We start from the raw sequence: 22,774 nt of genomic DNA on the forward strand, positions 1-22,774 counted from the left end.
CGATTATACCCCACCTGGCCGCGGGCGGTCTTCGCAGCCCATGGGCAGGCGCTCCACCTGGGCGTTGGGCGGGATCAGCTCCCACACGCGCTGGATGGGATGGCCGCTGAGGCTGGCTTTGATGATCGCCAGCGACAGTCCGTGCGAGACGACGGCCACCTGCTGGTGGGGGTATTGCGCGCAGATGTCTCGCAGGGCGGCCAGCACGCGGGTTTGCACCTGGCCCACCGTTTCGCCGCCGGGGGGCGCCACCCCCAGCGGGTTGCGTTTTCGGCGCTGGAAGGCTTCTTCATAGTGGGTCTTGATCTCGGCGAAGTGCATGCCCTCCCACACGCCCTGGTGGATCTCGCGCAGGCGCGGGTCGGTTTGCACCGGCAGGCCCATCTGCGCGGCGATGATCTCGGCTGTGTGGCGGGCGCGCTGCAGGTCGGAGGCAACGATCGCGTCCAGCTTTACCCCGGCGAGCTGGGCGGCGGCCGCGCGGGCCTGCTGCTCGCCGGTGGCGTTGAGGGGAATATCCGATTGGCCGGTGTAGCGACCTTGCAGGTTCCAGTCGGTTTGGCCGTGGCGAATGAGGTAGAGCACCGTCACGCGCCCGCCGTTTCGTCCAGGCCGCGCTGCTGGCGGTATTCGGGCAGCTCAATCATCAGCGGGCGGAAGCGCTCGGCAATCTCGTCCACCTCCAGGTAGAAGTAGTCCGGTTCGTAGTGCATGGTCTTCATGGTGCGGTTGATGTTCTTCACCAGCTCGGTGCCGAAGCGTTTTTCCAGCTTGTGGATGACGGTCTGGATGATGGCGAACGACATTTTGCTCAGCTTATCGAGCGGCTGGTTGGTGTGCACGCGCTCTTCCAAATCCACCTGGGCGATGGCGTCCAGGCCAAACTGCTCAAACACGTCGATCAGCAGGCTGATCTCCACCCCGTAGCCGGAGGTGAACTGCACGCGCTCCAGCACTTCGCGCCGCCCGCCGTATTCCCCGGCCAGGGGTTGGATGATGCCGCTGAGCTGCGGGTAAAAGAGGTTGATCAGCGGCCGGGCGGTCAGCTCGGTAACGCGCCCGCCGCGCCCTGGGTGAAGCTGGCCGTCTTCGCCGCGCAAGGGGCGGCGGTAAAAACCTTTCACAAATTTCCAGCGCGGGCTGTGCAGCAGCGGCCCGATGAGGCCGTACACAAAGCGCGGGTGAAAGTTGACGATGTCGGTGTCCACCCACAGCAGAATATCGCCGCTGGTAACGTAGAGGCTCTTCCACAGCGCCTCGCCTTTGCCGCGCCGCGCGCCGTACTGCGGCAGGATCTGCTGGTGAATGTAGACCGGTACACCCAGGCCGGCGGCGATTTCGCGCGTGCGGTCTTCCGAGTCTGAGTCGATCAGCACCAGCTCATCCAGCAGGGGCACGTCTTGCATCAGATTCTTTTGAATGCAGGTGATGACGTTGCCGACGGTTTTTTCTTCATTCAGGGCAGGCAGCGCCACACTGATGGTGAGGCCGCGCTCTTGTTTGAGCGCCAGCAGCTTTTCCAGGTTCTCAAATTCGGTGGCCGAAAAGGTGTTCTCGGCAAACCAGCGGTCCACCAGAATGGAAATGGCCTTGCTGCTGAACTCCTGGCCGGCCGAGGTGGGAGAGAAATATTTGGTCTTAATCGCCACCACCGGGGAAGACGATTGGTTGAACAGCAGGTCGGTCATTTGACCGAAGGAAGAGGTTAAATCGGTGGGGCTGGCCATGGTGCCCAGCACGGTCAGGTCAAAATGGTTGGAGGCCTCCAGCGCGCTGTGGTATTCGTCTTCGGCCACCACCAACTGCTGGTGAATGAAGGGGAAGGTTTCCAGCAGCTGCTCCATGCCCGAAAGCTGCTCATCCAGCTCGCTGCCCTCGCTGGTGCGCTTGATGCGCATGGAGGTGATGTCCATCGGGTGGCTTTTCATCAGGTCCAGGCACAGGCGCAGGGCTTTTTCGGCGTGTGGGCCGCCGCGGTTAAGCACCAGAACATGCTCCAGGGCTTCGGGCAGCGGGCCGCGCAGTACGGCAATGTCGCAGGGCGGGCGCGAGAGCAGCTCGGTGGCGGTTACCCGCAGGCTGTCCAGATGCTCCGGCCAGTTTAGAATCAACAGGTGAATGGTGGGTTCCTGGCGGATGATCTCGCACAGGTCTTCCCAGGGCTGCTCGCTCACCCGCACGCGCGAGCGGGCGCGGATGTTGACGCGGTCGGTGGTTTCGTTGATCAGTTTGCGCAGGTCTTCGGCGGTTTTGGCCCCGGCGCTGATCTGCTCGGGGTCTTGCATGGGGATGAGACCAACCAGCATCACCGGCAGGTCGGGGGCCAGCCAGCTTGCCAGGCGCAGCAGCGAGGCGTTGTCTCCGCCGGGCAAAATGGGGATCAGCACCTGCGGGCGGGGCAGGTTCTCGGTGGGGGTGGTGTCTGATTCATTCATGGGGTACCTCCGATAACAAAGGCAGAATGCGCGCGCGGTAGATGCCTTCCCAGGTGTAGGTCTGTCGCACGCGCGCGCGATGGCGCAGGGCGGGCACGCGCGCCAATTGGCCTGCCATCAGCGCGGCCACTTCTGCCGGTGGTTGGTTAAGCTGAAAGTAGGTTGCGTTTTCAGCGGCAATTTCGCGGAAGGGCAGAATGTCCGAGCAGAAGATTGGCATGCCTTCCAGCCCGGCTTCCAGAATCGGAATGCCAAAGCCTTCTTCGTGGCTGGGCATGAAGAGCGCGTCGGCCACGCGGTAAAAGTCGTAAATCACTTCGTTGGGCAAAAAATCATTCTCGATTTCGGCCATCAGGTACGCGCCGCCCCCCGCGCCGGGTTGGGGGCGCAGTCCCAGGCCGTCGCGCAGGCGCACCAGTTCTTCAAAGTACTGCTGGTTGGCCGGGTTGTGCGCTCCGGGGGGGCCGGTGATCACCAGGGCGGCCTGGGGAAACTGCTCTTTCAGGGCGGCCAGGCTTTCAATAGCCAGCTCGATGTTTTTGCGGCGGGTGATGCGCACCGGCAGCAGCAGAATGGGCCAGGCTTCCAGCAGGCGGCTTTTCTGGATGAACCCGGCGGTGAAGGGGTGCAGCTTGTAAAACTGGGCGGCTTCCAGGCCGGAGGGCACCACCGCGATTTGCTCCGGCGGCAGGCCCATGAGGCCGGATAGTTCTTCGCGCCGGAACTGCGAGACGACCACATGCCGGCGGTTGGTCTCCGGCCAGTCTTCGGCGATCAGGTTCCACGGCCAGCCGGGGTGCAGCTCGGCGCGGTAGCGCGGCGCGCACCAGGCCAGGTCGTGGTGCCAGAGGACCAGGCGTTGGGCGGGATTTTCGGCGGCGTACTGGCGCAGGGCGGCGGTGGCCGCCAGGTTTTTATGCAGCGAGCACAGATTGTGGGCGATGATCACATCAAAGGGAGCCAGGTGCTGGCGCAAGTCCTGCAGAATCTCGGCCTGCAGGCCGTTAAAATCCGCGGGCAGCTTGCCCTTGTTCAGGCTTTTCTTGGCGCGCAGCACGCGCGGGTGGGCGGAATCGAGCAGCGGGATTTCTTGCCAGGCCACGCGCTCATCGAACGGCGCTCCGCGCCCGGCGAAAATGGTAACCTGGTGGCCGTCGGCGGCCATCAGACGGGCGTGCTGGCCCATCACACTCTCCACGCCACCGATGATGGGCGGAGCCGCGTAGTGAATCAGCGCGATCTTGAGTTGTTTCATACCTGACCTTTTCAATACACACAAGCGAATCAATCTGCGAAAAGCGACGAGCGTTGCCCCCTGAAGCAATCTCTGATTCGATTATACAAAAAAGATGATACCGGCAAAAGAATGACAGCCAACAGGATGAGCGCATCATGGATTTTTGTTTACAAATCTTGCGCCCATTTGCCACATTTTACGGGTTCCCTCACCCTGCCCTCCCCCGGCAGCCAGGAAACAGGATCACCCAGGCACTTTGCCGGGGGAGGAAAAGAATTCTGTAAAAGTGAGGGGCTGAAAGCCCTTCACTTTTGCGAAATCTTCACCCCTCCCCGTTCATGAACAGAATCTTCCGAGCTGTTTGCCAGCGGGGAGGGGCAGGGGGTGGGGCCAAAGCTCAAAAATGACATACGGCGAAGTAGTTCGGTTTTCTTTAATTTTTTTGAAAGTCTGGCATCGGGTACGTTCACCCTCATGCCAGCCAACAGGCAGACCAGGCAGCCTGCCGCGCTCTCGCTAAACGGGGTGCAGTGTCGGTTACCGTTCAGCGCGCGGTATGTTATTTATAATATAGAATTAAGAAACCTGTCAAACTAAAAATTGGACAAAAGTGAGTAGTTTTCTGGGGTGAAGCGGGGTATATTTATCGTGATGAAATTCACAAATATTTGGCGGTACAATCATTGGGCGCGTCAGTCCAATGGATTGACCGGCAGCGATACTGGTTGTGGAGCGTGGAATGGCAAATATTCTTGAGATTCATGATCTGCACGTAGAGGTGCGCGGCGAGCCGATTTTGCACGGGGTAGACCTGGCCGTGCCAGAAGGAGAAGTGCACGCCCTGTTGGGTCCCAACGGCAGCGGAAAAACCAGCCTGATGATGACCATTATGGGCTTTTCGGGTTACAAGGTAACCCGCGGAAAAATCCTGTTCATGGGGCAAGACATCACCCAGGCCAGCCTGACCGAACGGGCGCGCATGGGGATTGCCGTGGCGCAGCAACGCCCGCCCACTATCCCCGGGGTGCGGCTGCGTCAGGTGGTGGAGTACTTAACCGGCAGTGACGAAGGCCACAAATCTGAGGTGGCGGCCCTGGTGGAAGCGGTGCGCGTGCGCCCGTTTATGGACCGCGAGATCAACGCTGGGCTGTCGGGCGGCGAAATCCGCCGCTCAGAGATGCTGCAGCTGCTGGCCATGCGCCCGCGCTTTGCCATGCTGGATGAGATCGACTCGGGCGTGGATGTGGAAGCCCTTGAGCTGATCGGCGCGATGGCCAACCAGCTTTTCTCGGTAGAGCATGGTCACCCGGTGCGCCGCCGCTCGGGGCTGATCATCACCCACACCGGGCAAGTGATGGAATACGTGCACGCCGACCGCGCGCACATCATTATGCGCGGCAAAATCTCTTGCACGGGCAACCCGGGCATTATCTTTGATATGGTCTGCGATAGCGGCTACGAAAAATGTGTGGAGTGTGTCAATCACATTCCGGAGGTGCATCTATGAGCCCCATGCTGACAGGCGGGAAAGCGATTAATTTCCAGCACTATGTTCAGCCGGCTGCGCTGGACGATCTGCCGCTGGTGAGCCTGGACGGCCTGCAGGGCAGCGATTCGGCCTCGCTGGCCGAGGTGGGCGTGATCACCAACGAAGCGCAGCGCGCCGGCTCGTTTGTGATGCGCAATTCGCACACCCTGTGCTCGTACGCACATGTAGACGGTTTGGAAGTGCTGCCCATTCACCAGGCGCTGGAGAAATATGACTGGCTGGGAGAGAAATATTATTGGAAGCTGGTGAAGCGCGACGCCGATGACGTTACCCGCCATGTGGCCGCGCAGAGCCAGCCGCAGGGCTTCTTCATCCGCGTGATGCCGGGGGTGAAAGTGGAACTGCCCTACCAGGCGGGTCTTTACATGGCCGAGGCCAACAGCGCGCAGACGCTGCACAATGTGGTGATTGTGGAAGAAGGCGCGGAGCTGACCCTGATCACCGGCTGCACCACCCATCAGGGCGTGGAAGAGGGCCTGCACCTGGCAGTGAGCGAGTTCTATATTGGCAAGCAGGCCACGCTGACCAACAACATGGTGCACGCCTGGGGTCCCAAAGTGACCGTGCGCCCCAAGGCCGGCACGGCAGTGGCGGCTGGCGGCTGCTATAACAGCAATTACATTTCGCTGCGCCCCGCGGCGGATATCATCACCAACCCGGTAACCTGGCTGAACGGCGAGGGTGCCACGGCGCGTTTTCAATCCATTGTGCTGGGCGCGCCGGGCTCGTTTATTCAGAGCGGCGGCGAGGTGTACCTGAACGGGCTGAACTCCAGCACCGAGCTGATTCACCGCGCGGTGTGCACCGGCGGGCAGATCTTGCAGGAAGGCCTGCTGGTGGGCAGCAACGCCTGCCGCGCGCATATCGACTGCTCAGGCATGCTGCTGAACGCCGGGGATGAAGGCTTTATTCAGTCCAACCCGGGGCTGCGTGCCTTGAACCCCGACGCGCAGATGAGCCACGAGGCCAGCATCGGCAAGATTGCCCCCGACCAGGTGGAATACCTGATGGCGCGCGGCATCGGTGAGCGCGACGCCATTTCGATGATCATTCGCGGCTTTTTGCAGGCAGATATTGAGGGCCTGGGAGCCGAGCTGGACGCGCGCATCGCCGAGATTGCCAATCTGGCCGACCTGGCGGAAGGTTAACCAGCGGCGCGCTGGCGGCCTATGAAAATGAAGACAGGGCGGCGCATGCGCCGCCCTGTTTGATATGTGGCCCCAAAGCAGCTATGCCGCGATTTTGATTTCCTTTTCGCTTTCCCACAGGCCGTGAATGTTGCAGAACGACACGGCGTGCAGCGTGCCCGGCTTGCTGAGTTTCATCATTGCCACTACCGAGGGTTCGGTGTAGACCGGCCCCTGGTTGGGCCCCGCAACGGCTTCGCCGTGGCCGCTGAACTCAAAGTGACCCACCTGATAGGTGAATTTCTCGCCTTCGGGGTGGAAGAAGACGGTGATGTAGCTGATGTGGTGCTCGGTGGTGTTGGGGTGGGCGATCTCTTCGCCAATGTTGACCTTGATCTCAAACGCCTGACCCGCGACAACTGCATCGGGACAGTGGATCACCGGCGCGTGTTTTTCTTTTTTCCAATCCGCTTGTTGAATTCGTTCTCCAATACCAGACATTTTATTCCTCCTTTTTCCTAAATACGGTTATCCAATGGGATTTTCAATGGGTTTGGCGCGCCCCTTGCATAAAGAAGTTCACCAGCCAGCGCGCGCCGGCCTGGGCGTCCTGATCGAAGAGAGCCAGGCGGCCGGTGAAGGTGCTGACCAGCCCCAAGAACGACCAGGCCAGCAGTTCGGGATCATCTGAACGCAGTTCACCCTGCTGCGCGGCATTCTCCATCAAATTGGCCAGCGGCTGCAGCAGGTCTCTGGCGAAGATGGCGCGAATCTGGGTGAGATTTTCGGGGTTTTTGAAGTGCTCCAGATCGCGCAGCATGGCCAGCCAGTTCGAATTCATTTGTTCAAGCATAATGGCGGCCAAGTTTTCCAGCCGCTGCGGGGTGGTGAGGGTTTCATCGCTGATGGCGGTATGGTAGCCATCGATCTGGCGTTTGAGCACCTGCAGGTAAAGGTTTTCTTTGCTCTGAAAGTAGTAATACAGCGTGGGCTTGGTGAGACCGCAGCGCTCGCAGAGCTCGTCCAACGATAAGCCGCGGTAACCTTTTTGCTGGAAGAGCGGCCAGGCAATATCGAGGATGAGGCGGGCGTTTTCGTTTAACGCGCCGGGGGGGGTGCAGGGTTTCAACCGTTTGGTTCTTCACAATGACAAGTATATATCGAGTGCCGCGGGCACGCAAATTGACCGGCAAGATTGTACCATGTGATAAAAATCACATTGACACTCCCATTAATCAAGGCTATACTAAGTTTTGAAAATTGAAGAACAAACCTTCGGGGCAGGGTGAGGTAGAGAAATCTTCCGATTCCCGATCGGTGGTATAACCCACGAGCGCGCCAGCGCATGATCCGGTGAAATTCCGGAGTCGACGGTATAGTCCGGACGAAAGAAGGTCGCAGAACAGCGGAAAGCCATTTGCTGCAGCCTGTGATGAGACGCCCCGAAAACCATGTGTTTTCGGGGTTTGTGTTTTTCCGTAGAACGCGTCTCTGGCCTCTTTCTCAACGGGCGGCCGTTTTTCCCCGGGGCCCCATCTGTAAACAGGTGCAAAATGAACGAGCAAATGAGCTTACCGTGGCAAGGAAAACGCAAAGTGGAACCCATTTCTCCAGAGAAGAACCGCCTGACCATGCGCGACCTGGCGGGCAAACACAGCCCGTGGGTGATCTTGCTTTCGATTGGCATGTTTATCGGTGCCTGGCAGTTGATCACGACGTGGCGTGATTACCCGGCCTTCATTTTACCGGGGCCGCGCCTGGTGGCCGAGCGCTTCGTGCGCGCGCTGGCAGATGGCAGCCTGCTGCGCCACAGCGGCATTACCCTGCTGGAAGTGCTGCTGGGCCTGCTGGCGGGCAGCGTGAGCGCCACGGCGCTGGGCTATCTGCTGGCGAAATCGCGCCTGCTGGAGCGGCTGCTCTCACCTTATCTGGTGGCCAGCCAGGCGATTCCGATTGTGGCCATCGCGCCGCTGCTGGTGATCTGGTTTGGGCCGGGGATGGCGTCGAAAGTGCTGATTTGCGCGCTGATCGTCTTTTTCCCGGTGCTGGTTAATACGATTGTGGGCCTGCGCGCCGTGCCGGATAATCTGCGCGACCTGATGCGCTCGATGCGCGCCACGCGCCGCCAGGTGCTGCGCTACCTGGAAATTCCGGCGGCGCTGCCGATCTTTTTGGGCGGCCTGCGCATTGGGGCCACGCTCTCGGTGATTGGCGCGGTGGTGGGGGAATTTGTGGGTTCTGACCGCGGATTGGGATTTTTAATCAACGTCGGGCGCGGGCAGTACGATACCGCCCTGGTGTTTGTGGCCATCTTCACCCTGGTCGCGATGGCCCTGGCGCTGTATGGGCTGGTCGTTTCGCTGGAGCGGCGCCTGCTGGCCTGGAGGAATGCTTCGAACCATTTCAGGGAGACCTTATGAAACAACGAATAATTTTTTCGATCGTAATAATTTCTTTGCTGCTGGCCGCCTGCGCGCCGCAAGCGCCGGCTTCCGCGCCAGCCAGCCAGGAATTGACTGCCATTCGCCTGCCGGTGGGGTACATTCCCAACGTGCAGTTCGCACCCTTGTATGTAGCCATGGAAAAGGGCTATTTCAAAGAGGCCGGGTTGGAAGTAACCCTGGACTACAGCTTTGAGACCGACGCGGTGGCGTTGGTGGGGGCCAATGAGCTGCCCTTCTCCATTGCTTCGGGCGAGCAGGTGCTGCTGGGCCGCGCTCAAGACCTGCCGGTGGTGTATGTGTATACCTGGTACGGCGAGTACCCGGTGGGAATCGCTTCGCTGGCCGAGGCGGGGATTGTGAAGCCCGAAGACCTGCGCGGGCGCAAGATCGGCACACCGGTGCTGTATGGCGCCAGCTACATCGGCTTCCGCGCCCTGCTGCAGGCCGGCGGTCTGAAAGAGAGCGATGTAACCCTGGATGTGATCGGATTCAACCAGGTGGAGGCGTTAAGCAGCGGACAGGTAGACGCGGTGGTGATCTATGTGCCTAACGAGCCGGTGCAGTTGGCCAACCAGGGCTATAAGCTGAATGTGATCCGCACCGCCGATTACCTGCCGCTGGTGGGCAACGGATTAATCACCAACGAAAAGACCATCGCCGAGAACCCCGAGCTGGTGCGGCGCATGGCGGGCGCGCTGCAAAAAGGCGTGGCCGACACGCTGGCCGACCCGGACGCCGCCTACGAGATTTGCAAGAAATATGTGGAAAATCTGACCGAGGCGGACGAAGCCGCGCAGAAGCAGGTGCTAAAAACCTCGCTGGAATTCTACCAGACCGAGCCGCTGGGCCAATCCGCGCCTCAAGCCTGGGAGAATATGCAGAATATCTTGCTGACGATGGGCCTGCTGGCCGGCGATCAGGATTTGAGCCAGGCCTGGTCGAACGCCTTTGTAACGGAGACAAAATGAGCCTGCCGCCCATCCTCGAAGTCCGCGATTTGAGCGTGGTGTTCCCCGACGATACCGGCGGGCTGGAGGCGCTGGAGCAAATGAGCTTGAGCGTGCAGCCGCGTGAGTTTGTGTGCCTGCTGGGGCCGAGCGGCTGCGGCAAAAGCACGCTGCTACGCGTGCTGGCCGGCTTGGTGCCGCCCACTCAGGGGAGTGTAACCTACCAGACCTGCGCGCACTGCAATCGTGAGCCGCGCATCGCTCTGGTGTTTCAGAATGCCAATCTGATGCCGTGGCGCAACGTGCTGCAAAATATTACCCTGCCGCTGGAGATGCAGGGGGTGGAAGAGCCCAAGGCAGAGAAGATGGCGCGCGAGCTGATTTCACTGGTGGGGCTGGAAGGCTTTGAGAAGAACTGGCCGGGCGACCTTTCAGGGGGCATGGCGCAGCGCGTGGCTATCGCGCGCGCGCTGATTCAGGACCCTGACTTGCTGCTGCTGGATGAGCCGTTTGGCGCGCTGGACGCGCTGACCCGCGAGCGCATGGGAACTGAACTGCTGCACATCTGGCAGCGCAGCCGCAAGACGGTGTTGATGGTTACGCATTCCATTTCGGAGGCTTTGCTGCTTTCGGACCGCGTGCTGGTGTTCACGCCGCGGCCGGGACGCATTTGTCTGGATCTGCCGGTGGACCTGCCGCGCCCGCGCGCGGAAGAGGTGCGCTACAGCCCGCGTTTTGGAGAATTAGCGCGCGCCCTGCGCCAGGCGATTGGGTAGAAACCAATCTTCTGTAGGGGGGAGACGGCCGTCCGCCCGAAAAAAGCGGGCGCGGAGCCGCCGTACCGGCAGCGGACACCCAATACCGGCGGGTTTCGGGCGGTTTCAAGAAAGTATTACCGTAAATCCGGTTGATCCGCCCTCGAAACCGCCCTGCAAGAGAATAGCAACCCAACAAAAACAACCCACCCTGTCAGCGGATTGGCGCGCCTCGCGCATTGACTGCGGCAATTTGTGCTAAAATCATCTCGCTGGCGCGTGTCGCCAAAAAACTTTCCCTAAAGAGTCTGCTATGAATGAGAAAAGCCGCCTGACTGTTAAAAATTACCTGCGTGTCTTCTTTGGCCTGTCGCTGCTGGAACTGCTGGCCGTGGTGGGGTTCTTCCTCTCGCTGCCCCGCGACCCGAAGAATGTGGCCTTGTTGGGTATGTCGTATTTCCGCCTGGGCGTGCTGGCCGTGTCGCTGCTGGCCCTGCTGGTGGTGCTGGTGGTTTTTCTGGTCTATGAGCTGCGGGTAACCCGCGCAGACCGCTTCGCGCGCTTTGCGGACTGGCTGCGCTCGAGCGCGATATATTCCATCGCCACGTTTTTGATTTTGAATATTCTGATGACTGCCTACCTGCTCTCCCGCTGGCTGGGTTTTGATTGGATTGCCACGGATATGCAGGTGCGCATTCGCCCGTTTTTGGGCGGCTGGCTGCTGGTGTGCGTGCAATTGCTGGCGGTGCTGCTGCTTAGCCGCCGCGCGCTGCGCGAGGTGGAGCAAAATGGTCGCGGCGGATGGGAGCACTTCACGGCCCAGGGCTGGCCGATATTTCGCGGGCTGCTGGTGTTTATTGCCGAGCTGTATGTGCTTTCGGTGATCGGGCAGTTGTTCCGCTTCTTCACCCCCTACCGCGAGATGCTGGACTTTGCCATCCACGAATTTCACCTGGACAACGAAAAGAACCTGCCCACCTTCTTCTCGATGGGATTGATGGCTATTTCGGTGCTGCTGATGATCTACCTGGGCGTGCGCGCGATCACGCGGCGCGAGAAGTTTGCCTTCCATTGGTTTTTCATGGCGGCCATGTTCATCTTCCTGGCGGTGGATGAGTATAAAGAGCTGCATGAGCAATTGGGGGTGATCATCCGCGATACGGTGAAAGTTCAGCTAACCGGCTTCTTAAACTTTGCCTGGTACCTGCCAGTGATTCCGATTTTGCTGCTTCTGCTGCTGGCATACCTGCCCTTCCTGCGCGATATGAGCCCGAAACAGCGCAAGCGCATCTTAATCGGCGGAATTGTATTCCTGTTTGGCGCGATTGGGCTGGAAAGCCTGGGATCCAAGCTGCTGACGGATGGGCTGGCGAACTACTTCCAGTATGTGATGCTGGCGAATGTGGAAGAAGCCGTGGAGCTGACCGGCCTTTCCATCTACATCGCCGCCCTGCTGCAGATCATTCATGAAAAAATTCTGGACCAGCACGCGGCCAAAGCCATTGAGCGGCGGGTGGAAGACCTGTCGAAGGTGTAGCAGGCTGATGGAGTTGAAATGATAAAAAACCCGCTTCCGTGGTGGAGGCGGGTTTTCTGTTTTGGATGGGGATTAAGCTCGCGGCCAGTCCAGCAGGGTCACTTCCAGAAGCAGCTGGCGGTTGAGGTTGGCGTCCAGGCGCGCCAGGTTCTGCTCAAGGGCGGCGGTGACGGCGCGCGCGGCTGGCAGGCTGACCCGCCCGGCAAGCTGCTCAATGTCGGCCTGCCAGTCGAGGTTGACCAGCGGGGTATCGGCCCCGGCGGCGCGCATCAGCACGTCGCGCCACAGCGAAAGCCACACCAGCAGCATCTGGCGCAGCCATTCGCGCTCTTTGGTCTTCACACTTTCGGCATACGAAAAGCGCTCGCGGCGGCTGGCCTGGGCCAGACGCAGGGCGTCTTCCACCCACTCGCGGCGCAGGTCAAGCGATTCGGGTTCGGCACGCAGGTTGAGCGCCGCGCCCACCCGCCCGCCGGAGAGGTGCGCCAGGCGCTGGGCGGCTTCGGGTTCGATCTGCCAGCGCGCGGCGAGCTCGCTTTGCAATTGCGCCACGCCCATCGGGCGCAGGCGCAGCACCTCGCAGCGCGAGACGATAGTGGGCAGTAGATTCTCGGCCGAGTCGGCGGTGAGCAGCAGAATCACTTTCTCGGGGGCTTCTTCCAGGGTTTTGAGCAGGGCGTTCTGCGCGCTGACGTGCGCTTCTTCAAAGCGCAGCAGCAGCGCCACGCGGTAGCGGGCTTCATACGGCGCCAGCGAAAGGGTGTGCTGCAACTCGCGCACCTGATCCACTTTCAGCGTGCCGCCGACCGTTTCCGCCTGCACCACCGAGAGATCGGTGTGCTGCATACGCCCGATCTGCTGGCAGGCGCGGCAGGTTCCGCAGGGCTGGCCGGGGGCTGGCGGCTGGGTGCAGTTGAGCGCCTGGGCGAATTTGAGCGCCAGGCTGCGCCGCCCCACGCCGGAAGGTCCGGTGAAGAGGTAAGCGTGGCGGGTTTCGCCACGGGCGATGTGCTGCTGCAGCAGTTTGGCAGCCCATTCATGGCCAAGGATGTTCCATTCCATAGGCTTGATTTTAACATGGAATGGGGGATAGAAGGCCCCATCCCCCGGCCCTTACCCGCCAGCGCAGAAAAGTTAAAGTGTCCCCTCCAGATCCCCACACTGGCGGCGGCCATGCAGCCCGCCCAGTAAATCTCGTTCTTCCATGGGGGCGGACGCCCTCTGCTCGAAGTATCTTCGCTTCCCCAAAATCCAGGCATCACAGATTTTGGGGAAGTCTTGTAGGTCGGCTTGAGCGGCGGAGGAATGATTGGTGAAGATGCATTACGAAATCGCCGCGTGAAAGCCGAAGATTCCAACACCGGCAGGTTTCGGGCGGTTTCAAGATGGTTCTACCTTAATGCCCGTGGCTCCGCCCTACGGTAGAATCAACCTGAATCTTGTGGTCTGGATGTTGGAACATTTTTAGCCGTCAAATCGTCTTGTCCCTGAGAAACAACACCTGAACCTTGCATCAATTTGGAGATGAAAATGATTTCGCAAATAACATCCGTTTTTACAACGCGTATTCTCGCCGCTCTACTGATGGTCTCACTGCTGCTTTGCGCCTGCGCCCCGGCCGCGCAGCCCCTCGCGCGCGTAGAGAACGCCGCCCCGGCAGACACCGCCGCCCCGCTGGTGGTGACGGCCGCGCCTGTCGACACCTTTGCCGCCCCCCGACAGCGGTTTGCCAACTGTCTCTTTGGACGCCGGCAGCCTGGCCAGCGGGTATCAGGCGGAGACGGTCCCCGCCGCTTTTGGCGGAGATTTACCCTATTGGGAGGTGCTGCCCGAATACACGCGGGTAACCCTGCAGGGCTACGCCATCAGCGATCACCTGCATGAGCCGGCGATCTACATCTACCCGGTCAGGGAACTGGAGAAGGTCAACGAAGGCGCGCGGACAGTGGTCTCCTCGCTGCAAAGCCTGCTTCAGTCACCGCAGGAGATCCCCAATATGCCCTTCCTGCCGCTGTTCAACGCGGGTCAGATGATGCACACTCACCTGCAGTACCTGGACTTTCAGAGCGGCCAGGGCTTGCGCTACCTGACCATGTTCTCTCAGGGGATTGTGCCCATCAACAATGATGAGCTGATCTACACCTACCAGGGGCTGACCAGTGATGGCAAATACTATGTGGCTGCGGTGCTGCCCGTAACCCACACCAGCCTGCCCGCGGACGGAAGCGTGACCGGCAGCGAGCCGCCAGAATTTGTGAGCGATTACGCGGCCTATGTGGCCAACACAGCGGCTTCGCTCAATACCCAGGCAGCCAACACCTTCACGCCCGACCTGACCCAGCTGGATGCGATGATGAGTTCATTGGAAATTAAATAAGGGATTGGATGCTGAGAAGAGAGGGCACAGCCGAAATCTTTCTTAAGATCAAGAAGGCTTAAAACTGGGAGAGAATCTGTGAGTGAGAAAGGCTAAACTCTCAAGGTCTTAAAAGATGGTTGGTTGCGGGCGGAGATCAAAGCTGGTTTAATGCTCATTGCTTTGTTCGCCCGCAACACCACCCTACAAAGAAAAAGTATTAAGTGTCGTTTGTATCATCTGTTACCCGCGCAGCAGGTGGTCGAGGTCGTCAAAACCCACGCGCGAGGTGCAGTCGAGACTGATGGGGGTAACGGCCACCATGCGGTCAAACAGCACGGTGTACATTTCCGAATCGGGTTCCACGTCCCGCGGGGTTACGGGGACGGGGTTGCCGCCGATGCGCGCCGCGTCTTCCAAACTGCCGTTTCTTTCGATGAAGGTGTCGTAGCCGGGGTGGCGCGAAATGCGCGTAACCCGCCAGGGGGTATCGGGGGTGGCGTTGGAAGGGATGTTGAGGTTGATCACGTCCACGTCAAAGGGCATTTGCTTTTCCAGCAGTTGGCGCGCAAAGCGCGCTACAAACACCGCCGCGGCGCTGAAATCCACTTCTTTGGAATGGCTGTAAACCAGGCTGGGGTCTTCCAGCTCCAGCGAGGCCGCCAGGGCCGGAATGCCAAACGATGCGCCTTCCATGGCCGCGCCCAGCGTGCCCGACATGCCGATGCTGGTGCCGATATTCAGCCCGTAATTGATGCCCGACACGATCAGGTCGGGGTGGCGCGGTAGAATCTCGAGCACGCAGTGATCCACCACCTGGGCGGGCGTGCCGCCCACCGAGTAGATGGTCCACTCCTGCCCGTGCACCACCAGGGTTTTGGTGGTGATGCGCCCGTCGGAAGTAACCGGCGAGCTGCGCCCGGTGCCGGTGGATTGGTCGCGCGGGGCGGCCACCCACACATAGCCCAGTTCCGATAAAGCTTCGGCGGCTGCCCACAGGCCGGGCGAGTCGATACCGTCGTCATTGGTCAATAAAATTTGTTTCTTATCCGTGGTTGCCATTGTGAATCCTTTGCGTGCATGGGGCGCTGCCCCGAATATTTGGGTGAAAACCTGCCCCCAATTGTAACCCGCTTTGCGGCTCTTTGCCTGCCGGGCCAAAAATGGGACAGCGGCGGGCGTGTTGGTTTTTTCGTCAAAAGGGTCTATACTGAGTGATTAAGGTAGAACAAACACAGTCCGCAGCCCAAAAGCGGAGGAAGCCCGGCGGGAGGCTGCGCAGCTCCTGGCAGCAGCCGCGCTGATAAAGAGATAAGAAAGGGGGCCGGAGAAGAATATGGATTTTCAAACCGCTGAGCGACAATACCAGGTCTTACGAAAAGCCTTGGAGGCCGGGCGAATTTCGCCGGAAGAATACCGCGCGCTGGTAAAGCGCATTGTGGTCTACGATGAGCAAAATCGCCGCTGGCAGTTGGGACCGGCCTCGGGTGAGTGGCACCGTCTGGACGGCAAGCAGTGGGTGAAAGACACGCCCCCTGCCCCGGCGGAAGAACAGCCGGGTGAACCCCAGCCCCCCGCTGCGCAAGCCGAGCCGCCTGCCGCGGCCAGCGTTGAGCAGACCTCTCCCGGCCAGCAGCCTGCCGTGATGGATTTTCCCGCGCCGCCTGCCGCACCCGCCGCGTCTCAACCGGCTGCCGCCGCGCCGCCGAAAAAAGCGCGCAAGCCCGCGCCCCCACCCAAAAAGAAGAGCTTTGTGGCGCGGTACTGGCCGCTGCTGGCGCTGGGTCTGATTCTGCTGGGCGGGTTGGTACTGGCCGGCCTGTATGTGCTCGGCCAATACCTGCTGCCCGAAACCGGCCTGGCCGGTCTGGTGCAGCCGGCCATCCAGGATACCGCCACCCCCGCCGCGCCCACCCCCGCGGCTGCGGAAAGCTGGCTGCCCGGCACCTGGAAGCGCAGCGGAGAAGACGCGGCCTACGATATTTTCTACCAGTTCGCCCCCGACGGACGCTTTGTGAAAACCTCGCCCTCCTTGCGCGAGACGCAGGGCTTTGGCGTGTACCGGGTGTTGGAAGGCCGCGAGTTGCTGCTGCTCTTCAGCGGCGCGGCTGCCGAGAGCATTCCCTTCCAATTTGATGGTGAGAACAACCTGCTGCTGTACGGCGTGCGTTTCACGCGCAGCGATGAATCAGTTGGCGCGCCGCTGGCCACCCCGTCCGCGCCCGGCAGCCTGCCGGTCAGCACGCAGGGGCTGCCGCTGATGGACGATTTTTCCAACATCTACAGCGGCTGGAGCCAGGAGACCAGTCCCTTTGCCTCTTATGGCTACGAAGAGGGCAAGTACAGCATCGCCATTTTGGAGAAAGACCTGCTCTTCTTCCCGGTGCTGCGCGATAATTCGCTCAATGCCGGGGACGTGGTGCTGGAGGTGAAAGCCGAAAACGCCAGCGGTGAAGAAACCACCGCCGCCGGCCTGATCTGCCGCCTGAACCAGCCGGGCACCAGTTTCTATACCTTTGAAGTGAGCTGGGACGGCGGCGTGTTCATTGGCAAGTACATTGACGGCGTGTGGACCGAGCTGGCGCGCCAGTCCGATCATCCGGCAGTGCAGCGCGGGGACCTGCCCAACCGCCTTAAGGCGGTCTGCCTGGGGCAAACCCTGGAGCTGTACGTCAACGGCACGCTGGCCCTGCAGGCGCGGGATTCCTCTTTGCCCAGCGGCGCGCCGGCCTTCTACGCCCGCACCGCCCCCGACCAGCTTTCGGGTGTGGTTTTGTTTGACGATTTTCTAGCCTACCAGCCCTGATCGCGGCAGCCCGCATCCATCGGGCTTTCTGGTCTATCCAACGGAGGGAATATGAATCCGCTTCGCGCGCGGCGTTGGTGGTTGGCGGCTGCGGCCGGTCTGATGCTGGCTTGCCAGCTTCCCTTGCTGGGGGCGAGCCTGCCAGAGGTGATCGAACACCCTGCCCCCGACCTGCGGGTGGATTTTTCGCCCTTTGAGGCGGCGGGCTGCCAGAAAGATGACTCCGGTTGGATTCGCTGCCCGCAGGGTTCGCCGCTGGATAAGCTGGGCTGCGCCACGCTGCAACCTGCCAGCGATTTGCTGGGCGGCCTGCAGCCGGCGGACCCCATCGCGGTGTGCGTGGTGCGCCAGCCCGATGAGATGGATGACGAGACCTTTGAACAACAGGAAAGCGTCTACCGCGTGGGCGGGCTTTTCCCGGTGTTATATCGCTATGTGATCTGGCGGGACGGCGGTTTTATCCTGTTGGCGAATCAGCAGGCCGTTCAGCAGGCTTTTGCCCCCATTGAAAGCCCGCAAGAAGCCTTAAGCTATGCCCTGGCGCTCACCAACCTGGATGCCGATTACGACCTGCAGGCCAGTCGCGGCATGCGTTACTTCACCGATACACTCGAAGAAACCCACGTGCAGGAAACCAGCGGCGGCTACGCGATGAACCTGTTCCGCTACCAGTTTCTGGGCTGCGGTCCGCACCCCACTTACCAGGTCATCGTGACGGTGGGCCGCGACGGCAGCATCAGCCAGGGCGAGCCGGTCAAATGGTTTGAAAACCCCGAAGAAGACGGTCTGTGCGCGGATTGAGTTCCCTATGGATGTGATTCTCCAGCAGCTTCTTGATTCACCCGAGGCGGCGCTGCGCTATAAGGCGCGCCGCTTTGTGTTGGGCGAAGACCCGCAATCCCCGGCGATGCTGGCGCTGCAAGCCGAAATCGCCAAATCGCCGGCGGCGCGCGCTTTGCTTTCGGAGCGCGCGGCGGATGGGCGGATTGAGCGCCCGCCTTACCAGAAGTGGCGCGGAGCGCATTGGGTGCTGGCGCAGCTGGCCGATCTGTATTACCCGCCCGGAGACCGTGAGCTGATCCCCCTGCGCGAGCAGGTTGCCGCCTGGCTGCCCTCGCTGACCCCGCATGTGGTGCTGGCCGGGCGCGAGCGCTTTTGTGCGTCCATTCCGGCCAACGCCCTGTTTGCCATGCTGCGCCTGGGGATTGCCACCCCTTTCGCGGAGGAGCTGGTCCATCTGCTGATGGACGGGCAGTGGCCGGACGGCGGTTGGAACTGCGACAAACGCCCCGCGGCGCACACCTCTTCGCTCCACGAATCGCTCATACCGTTGCGCGCCCTGGCGCTCTACGCCCGGCACAGCGGCGACCCGCGCGCGCGGACCTGCGCGGAACGCGCCGCTGAGTTCTTCCTCGCGCGCCGCCTGTTCCACCGCCTTTCGGATGGGAGCGTCATCGCCCCGCAGTTCATTCAACTGCACTATCCCTATTATTGGCGTTATAATTTTCTGCTGGCGCTGGTGGTGATGATGGAAGGCGGCTGGTTGGACGATCCGCACTGCGCTGATGCGCTGGATTTACTCGCGTCGAAGCGCCTGCCAGACGGCGGCTTCGCGGCTGAGACCGCCTATTACCGCGTGCGCGGCAGCGATGACCCTCTTTCTGGCTGCACCCCTATGCCGTGGGGCGGGGTGCGAAAAAACCGCTCCAACCCGTGGGTCAGTGTAGACGCGTTAAGCGTGCTGCGCGCCGCCGGTCGATACCCCTGATAGAATGAAGGAGAACAATAACAACATGGCTGAATCATTGAGTGACAGCGCGAAACGCGTGCAGCAGGCCCTGAAGGCGATTGGCTTTGAACTGCGCGTGGTGGAAATGCCCGATTCCACCCGCACGTCGGTGGAAGCTGCTCAGGCAGTGGGCTGCGAGGTGGCGCAGATTGCCAAGTCGCTGGTGTTTAAGGCCGCCAGCGGACGGGCGGTGCTGGTCATTGCCAGCGGCATGAACCGCGTCAACGAGAAGCGCGTGGCCGCCGAGCTGGGCGAGAGCCTGGGCAAAGCCGACGCCGACTTTGTGCGCCAGCAGACCGGCTTTGCCATCGGCGGCATCCCGCCGGTGGGGCATATCCAGCCGCTGGAAACCTTTATTGATGAGGATCTACTGCAGTTCGAGACGATTTGGGCCGCGGCGGGTACCCCCCACGCCGTGTTTCAGCTCACCCCGGCTGAATTGCAGAAAATGACCGGCGCCAGGGTGATTGGCGTGAAGTAGGCAAATAAGATGGATGCGGGTGAAGGGTATGAAGCCATTCTGCGCGCGCTGCAGTCCCCGGCGCGGGAGCGGTACGCCCGCCTGCTGGAACTGCACCGCGAGACGCTGGCGCGCTACACCGAGGCTGTAAAGCGCATCGACGCGCGCGCCGCCGCGCGCGCCAGCAGCGACGGGCGAACCATGGCCCAGGTGGTGGCGCATATCGCCGATTGGGAGCGCTATTTTATTCTGGCGGCCGGTGAGCTGGCTGCCGGGGTGGCGTGGCCGCAGTTCATGGAACTGAAGGGCTACCTGGAGGAAGACGGGCGGTGCTTGCAGTTTGAGAGTGTGGATGACTTCAACGCTTATTCTGCCCGGCGCGCGGCTGGCTGGCCCTGGGAACGCATCCAGCGCATGGCGCTGCGCGCGGCGGAAGTGTTGTACGCGCTGTACACCAATGCCGAGATTTTGCCGATTGAAACCCTGGACGCTTCACGCATGTATGACACCGAAGAATTTGGCTTCCCGCTCAGCATTCCGGTGGGCTGGTATCTGTGGGCGATTGCCATTGGCCACGAGTTGGAGGAACACGCCCAGGACTTGCAGATGTGGGATTAATCCCTCACGCGTCTGGTGGCCAGCGCGGGTTTACTTCTCAATCGGGTGGCGCACAATGGTCTTCCATTTGGACGGATCGGTGCGGCGCGGATCGCTCAGGTAGATCTCGTGATGCTTTCCGCGCAGGTGATAGCCCTGCTCAAAGGCGAAGTTGTGCATCGTTTCCACCGTGGGGCCTTCTGTATCGAACGGCCCGATATGCATGATCTGCACCACCGTGCCTTCGGTGAAGGACTCAAAACGCAGGTTGGCGGCCAGCGGCAGGTCTTTCTTGGCGGCGGCTTCGCGCGTGGCGCGCTCCACCATCTCCGGAGTGATGAAATCGGGCTGCATGATCATCATCGTCCATTGAAACTGGTCTTTGTCGGCTTCGCTGAAGACGTGCTGGTCAATGCGGGTTCCCCACCACAGGCCTTCCAGCGGCATCACGCCGTAATCTTTTCCCAGTTCTTTTTTGCAGGTGAATTTCAGCGTGTACGAAACCGAGTAGAGCGCTTCGACGGCTTGCTGGTAGAGGGTCGAGGTGTTGGGGTTGCCGGTTCCGTCGATCATTAAGAAGTTCATGGTGGGAAGGTTCACAATTTGCGGCTGTTTGGGCGAGGGTTGGTAGAACAGGCCGGGCTGTTTTTTCAGGTCTAATTTTTCGATCATTTCAATGTCTCCTGCGAATGCTCTTCCGCCTGCGCGGCAGAGGTTGATTGTAGCTGGTTGAGAAAGCCTTGCGCCCAATCGCGTTCGGCGTGCAGCTGCGCCAGGCTGTACGCGAACAGGTGATTCACATGCGCGGGCATGCCCGGCTGGTCTTGCTGCCATTTCTCCTGAATTGCCTGCTCCTGGGTTTGCAGCGAGCGAACGCGCTCGCTCAGCGCCTCAATTTGCTTCTCGACCGGCAGCAGCGGCAGGCAGGCCAGGGCTAACGAAAAATCGGCGCTGTACGGGCGGGGTTGGGACAATCGCTGATATTCCGCGCTGGTCAACGCCTGCCAGCCGACTTCCGTCAGCGAATAAACGCGCCGCGCCGGGCGGCCTTCTTCGGGCTGGATGCGGCTTTCCACCAGACCGCTTTTTTCCATCTTGTTGAGCGCGTAGTAAATGGAAGAGAAGCCTATCTCCGCCCAGTTGCGCATGCCGCGCGCCTCGATCAGCGATTCAATCTGGTAGCCGTGCAGCGGGTTTTCAGCCAGCAGGCTGAGCAGGGCCATTTCGGCATTGGTCAAGTCCATGCGTCCGTCCATTTCTTTATATTCTAAATCAATAATATTATTATATTAGAATATAAATAGATTGTCAATCCGTTGGGCAGACCCCACGCCGAATCCTCCCCAAGATGCTAAAAGGCGCAGTTCTTCCGTAGGGTGCGGCGCCGCCGCACCGGTTTTTGGGGGCGGGTGGCCATCCGCCCTTATGCAAGAACCCGGACCGCCAATCCCAGGTAGGGGCGCGGGGCTCCGCGCCCGTTTTTTTGTCGCCGCACCGGCAGCGGCCAAGCAGCCTGTCCATTCAACGCTGGCGGGGATAAATCCATTGGTGGGTTTCAGGCGGATCAGTACGCTGGTTTACCTTTTGGATAACATACCGCCTTTCACCCACCCTACCCATGATGGTGATTGGTTGCCCTATCGCCCGGTAGGGGCGCGGGGCTCCACGCCCGTTTTTTTGTCGCCGCACCGGCAGCGGCCAAGCAGCCTGTCCATTCAACGCTGGCGGGGATAAATCCATTGGTGAGTTTCAGGCGGATCAGTACGCTGGTTTACCTTTTGGATAACATACCGCCTTTCACCCACCCTACCCATGATGGTGATTGGCTGCCCTATCCCCTGCAGGTACGAATGACCATCCACAAACACCCTCCCCAAGATGCTGAAAACGCATTTTAGGGAGGGTGCGGCAGGCCAATGTGGAATGGCTTTGGCTGCGGCTCAGCGCCGCGCGATAACAATGTAATTGGAGGCGAAACGCGGCGTGCCTTTGAAATCCCAGGTGTATTCTTCGGGTTGGATGGATAGAATGGTAAAGTCCCTCAGCAAATCGTGCAGGTCTGCTTCATCAGTAAAGTAATGCATATCGCCGGGGGTGATGGAATTGGGGCTGAGGTAGGTGTGTGGGGCAATCCGTTCGCCCTCACCGTATTTCTGGTCGCGGCGGCTGTGGCAGGTGAAGAAGAACAGCCCGCCGGGGCGCAGAAGATCGCGCACATGGCCGATACGCGCCGCGAATTCCTCGCGGTAGCCGTGATAAAGCACGTTGTAGCTCACCACCACATCGAAGCTGGCAGGGGCAAATTCGTCGCTTTCGGCGTCGCATACCTGGGTGGCAATGCTCAGCCCGGTTACGGCGCCCCAGCGCTGCAGGTGCGCGATGGCCTGGCTGGAGACGTCGGTGGCGGTAACCTGAAAGCCTTCGGCGGCGAAGAGCACCGCGTGGCGGCCCAGCCCGCAGCCCAAATCCAGCACGCGCGGGTGCGTCTGCGGCGACAGGCTGGCGGCGAAATCAATCACTGACTGGGCCGGGCGCTGCCAGTAATCATGATTGTCTTCAACAGACCAATAGCGTTCCCATTGTTCGTTATTCATACCTCTTCCTTGGCTAGAAGTCATCTCAAAAATAGTGTTTGAGTAAGATCACCAAGCAGCCCAAATGGACAAAGCCGATATAGTTCTCAACCAAGCGATCAAACCGAACCAGGATACGACGATAATTCTGAAGCCATGCAA

22 protein-coding genes and 1 riboswitch are annotated in these 22,774 nt (G+C 60.5%); of the genes, 12 read left to right on the forward strand and 10 right to left on the reverse strand.

From position 1 onward, the window contains the following. Positions 1-3: 3 nt before the first annotated feature. From cobC to ADN00_RS08870, 3 genes are read right to left on the reverse strand one after another with little or no spacing between them, the layout of a single operon-like run. A complete protein-coding gene (gene cobC, locus ADN00_RS08860; RefSeq protein ID WP_075062614.1) occupies positions 4-591 on the reverse strand; it encodes an alpha-ribazole phosphatase in 588 nt (195 codons plus the stop codon). Then, positions 588-2,435 carry a glucosyl-3-phosphoglycerate synthase gene (locus ADN00_RS19520; RefSeq protein WP_082390005.1) on the reverse strand — a complete coding sequence of 616 codons (1,848 nt, stop codon included), beginning with the start codon at positions 2,433-2,435 and terminating at the stop codon, positions 588-590. Before ADN00_RS19520 ends, cobC begins: the two co-directional genes overlap by 4 nt. Continuing rightward, the gene (locus ADN00_RS08870; protein ID WP_075062615.1) at positions 2,428-3,690 is read right to left on the reverse strand and encodes a glycosyltransferase family 4 protein; all 1,263 of its coding nucleotides are present in this window, start codon (positions 3,688-3,690) and stop codon (positions 2,428-2,430) included. Before ADN00_RS08870 ends, ADN00_RS19520 begins: the two co-directional genes overlap by 8 nt. 721 nt (positions 3,691-4,411) lie before the next feature. Here ADN00_RS08870 and ADN00_RS08875 point away from each other — a divergent pair. Then, complete coding sequence (locus tag ADN00_RS08875) at positions 4,412-5,179, forward strand: ABC transporter ATP-binding protein (RefSeq protein ID WP_201781170.1); 768 nt, start codon at positions 4,412-4,414, stop codon at positions 5,177-5,179. After that, positions 5,176-6,369, forward strand: a complete 1,194-nt coding sequence (locus tag ADN00_RS08880; RefSeq protein WP_160317496.1) for a SufD family Fe-S cluster assembly protein — start codon at positions 5,176-5,178, stop codon at positions 6,367-6,369. The genes ADN00_RS08875 and ADN00_RS08880 overlap by 4 nt, the downstream gene beginning before the upstream one ends. Positions 6,370-6,450: 81 nt before the next feature. On the opposite strand, the gene ADN00_RS08885 is transcribed toward ADN00_RS08880, so the two are convergent. Continuing rightward, on the reverse strand, positions 6,451-6,849 hold the full coding sequence (locus tag ADN00_RS08885) for a class II SORL domain-containing protein (protein WP_075062616.1): 399 nt from the start codon (positions 6,847-6,849) through the stop codon (positions 6,451-6,453). A 43-nt stretch (positions 6,850-6,892) separates the two neighbouring features. Continuing rightward, positions 6,893-7,477: a TetR/AcrR family transcriptional regulator gene (locus ADN00_RS08890; RefSeq protein WP_075062617.1), complete on the reverse strand. Its 585-nt coding sequence runs from the start codon at positions 7,475-7,477 to the stop codon at positions 6,893-6,895. A 138-nt stretch (positions 7,478-7,615) separates the two neighbouring features. Then, positions 7,616-7,748, forward strand: a riboswitch (FMN riboswitch). A gap of 153 nt (positions 7,749-7,901) precedes the next feature. Here ADN00_RS08890 and ADN00_RS08895 point away from each other — a divergent pair. The 4 genes from ADN00_RS08895 to ADN00_RS08910 all read left to right on the forward strand — a co-directional run bounded on the left by ADN00_RS08895 (position 7,902) and on the right by ADN00_RS08910 (position 12,031). Next, positions 7,902-8,768: an ABC transporter permease gene (locus ADN00_RS08895; RefSeq protein WP_236691498.1), complete on the forward strand. Its 867-nt coding sequence runs from the start codon at positions 7,902-7,904 to the stop codon at positions 8,766-8,768. Beyond that, positions 8,765-9,760 (forward strand): ABC transporter substrate-binding protein, encoded by a 996-nt coding sequence (locus tag ADN00_RS08900; protein ID WP_082390006.1) that lies wholly within the window; start codon positions 8,765-8,767, stop codon positions 9,758-9,760. Before ADN00_RS08895 ends, ADN00_RS08900 begins: the two co-directional genes overlap by 4 nt. Next, a complete protein-coding gene (locus ADN00_RS08905) occupies positions 9,757-10,515 on the forward strand; it encodes an ABC transporter ATP-binding protein (protein WP_075062619.1) in 759 nt (252 codons plus the stop codon). The genes ADN00_RS08900 and ADN00_RS08905 overlap by 4 nt, the downstream gene beginning before the upstream one ends. A gap of 292 nt (positions 10,516-10,807) precedes the next feature. Beyond that, the gene (locus tag ADN00_RS08910) at positions 10,808-12,031 is read left to right on the forward strand and encodes a hypothetical protein (RefSeq protein WP_075062620.1); all 1,224 of its coding nucleotides are present in this window, start codon (positions 10,808-10,810) and stop codon (positions 12,029-12,031) included. 72 nt (positions 12,032-12,103) lie between these two features. Here the strand turns inward: ADN00_RS08910 and holB are convergent, their stop codons facing one another. Then, positions 12,104-13,093: a DNA polymerase III subunit delta' gene (gene holB, locus ADN00_RS08915; protein WP_075062621.1), complete on the reverse strand. Its 990-nt coding sequence runs from the start codon at positions 13,091-13,093 to the stop codon at positions 12,104-12,106. Positions 13,094-13,757: 664 nt separating this feature from the next. Here holB and ADN00_RS08920 point away from each other — a divergent pair. After that, the gene (locus ADN00_RS08920) at positions 13,758-14,408 is read left to right on the forward strand and encodes a hypothetical protein (protein WP_152966305.1); all 651 of its coding nucleotides are present in this window, start codon (positions 13,758-13,760) and stop codon (positions 14,406-14,408) included. Between the two features lie 222 nt (positions 14,409-14,630). Here the strand turns inward: ADN00_RS08920 and surE are convergent, their stop codons facing one another. Further along, a complete protein-coding gene (gene surE, locus ADN00_RS08925) occupies positions 14,631-15,449 on the reverse strand; it encodes a 5'/3'-nucleotidase SurE (protein ID WP_075062623.1) in 819 nt (272 codons plus the stop codon). Positions 15,450-15,723: 274 nt separating this feature from the next. On the opposite strand from surE, the gene ADN00_RS08930 reads away from it, so the two are divergent. Genes ADN00_RS08930 through ADN00_RS08950 form a run of 5 tightly spaced genes read left to right on the forward strand, consistent with a single transcriptional unit; the run spans position 15,724 to position 20,060 of the window. Next, the gene (locus ADN00_RS08930) at positions 15,724-17,193 is read left to right on the forward strand and encodes a hypothetical protein (protein ID WP_075062624.1); all 1,470 of its coding nucleotides are present in this window, start codon (positions 15,724-15,726) and stop codon (positions 17,191-17,193) included. Between the two features lie 51 nt (positions 17,194-17,244). Then, complete coding sequence (locus ADN00_RS08935; protein WP_075062625.1) at positions 17,245-17,994, forward strand: hypothetical protein; 750 nt, start codon at positions 17,245-17,247, stop codon at positions 17,992-17,994. Positions 17,995-18,001: 7 nt separating this feature from the next. Continuing rightward, positions 18,002-18,961 (forward strand): hypothetical protein, encoded by a 960-nt coding sequence (locus ADN00_RS08940; protein ID WP_075062626.1) that lies wholly within the window; start codon positions 18,002-18,004, stop codon positions 18,959-18,961. A 25-nt stretch (positions 18,962-18,986) separates the two neighbouring features. Then, positions 18,987-19,463, forward strand: a complete 477-nt coding sequence (locus ADN00_RS08945; RefSeq protein ID WP_075062627.1) for a YbaK/EbsC family protein — start codon at positions 18,987-18,989, stop codon at positions 19,461-19,463. Positions 19,464-19,472: 9 nt separating this feature from the next. Further along, complete coding sequence (locus ADN00_RS08950) at positions 19,473-20,060, forward strand: hypothetical protein (protein WP_075062628.1); 588 nt, start codon at positions 19,473-19,475, stop codon at positions 20,058-20,060. Positions 20,061-20,090: 30 nt separating this feature from the next. Here ADN00_RS08950 and ADN00_RS08955 read toward each other — a convergent pair whose 3' ends face one another. From ADN00_RS08955 to ADN00_RS08965, 3 genes are all read right to left on the reverse strand, one after another. Beyond that, on the reverse strand, positions 20,091-20,711 hold the full coding sequence (locus ADN00_RS08955; RefSeq protein ID WP_201781171.1) for a GyrI-like domain-containing protein: 621 nt from the start codon (positions 20,709-20,711) through the stop codon (positions 20,091-20,093). Then, positions 20,708-21,295 carry a PadR family transcriptional regulator gene (locus tag ADN00_RS08960; RefSeq protein WP_082390007.1) on the reverse strand — a complete coding sequence of 196 codons (588 nt, stop codon included), beginning with the start codon at positions 21,293-21,295 and terminating at the stop codon, positions 20,708-20,710. The genes ADN00_RS08955 and ADN00_RS08960 overlap by 4 nt, the downstream gene beginning before the upstream one ends. 684 nt (positions 21,296-21,979) lie before the next feature. Further along, positions 21,980-22,633, reverse strand: a complete 654-nt coding sequence (locus ADN00_RS08965) for a class I SAM-dependent methyltransferase (protein WP_075062630.1) — start codon at positions 22,631-22,633, stop codon at positions 21,980-21,982. Positions 22,634-22,774 lie beyond the last annotated feature (141 nt).

It is taken from the genome of Ornatilinea apprima (assembly GCF_001306115.1).
In the GTDB taxonomy this organism is placed as follows: domain Bacteria; phylum Chloroflexota; class Anaerolineae; order Anaerolineales; family Anaerolineaceae; genus Ornatilinea; species Ornatilinea apprima.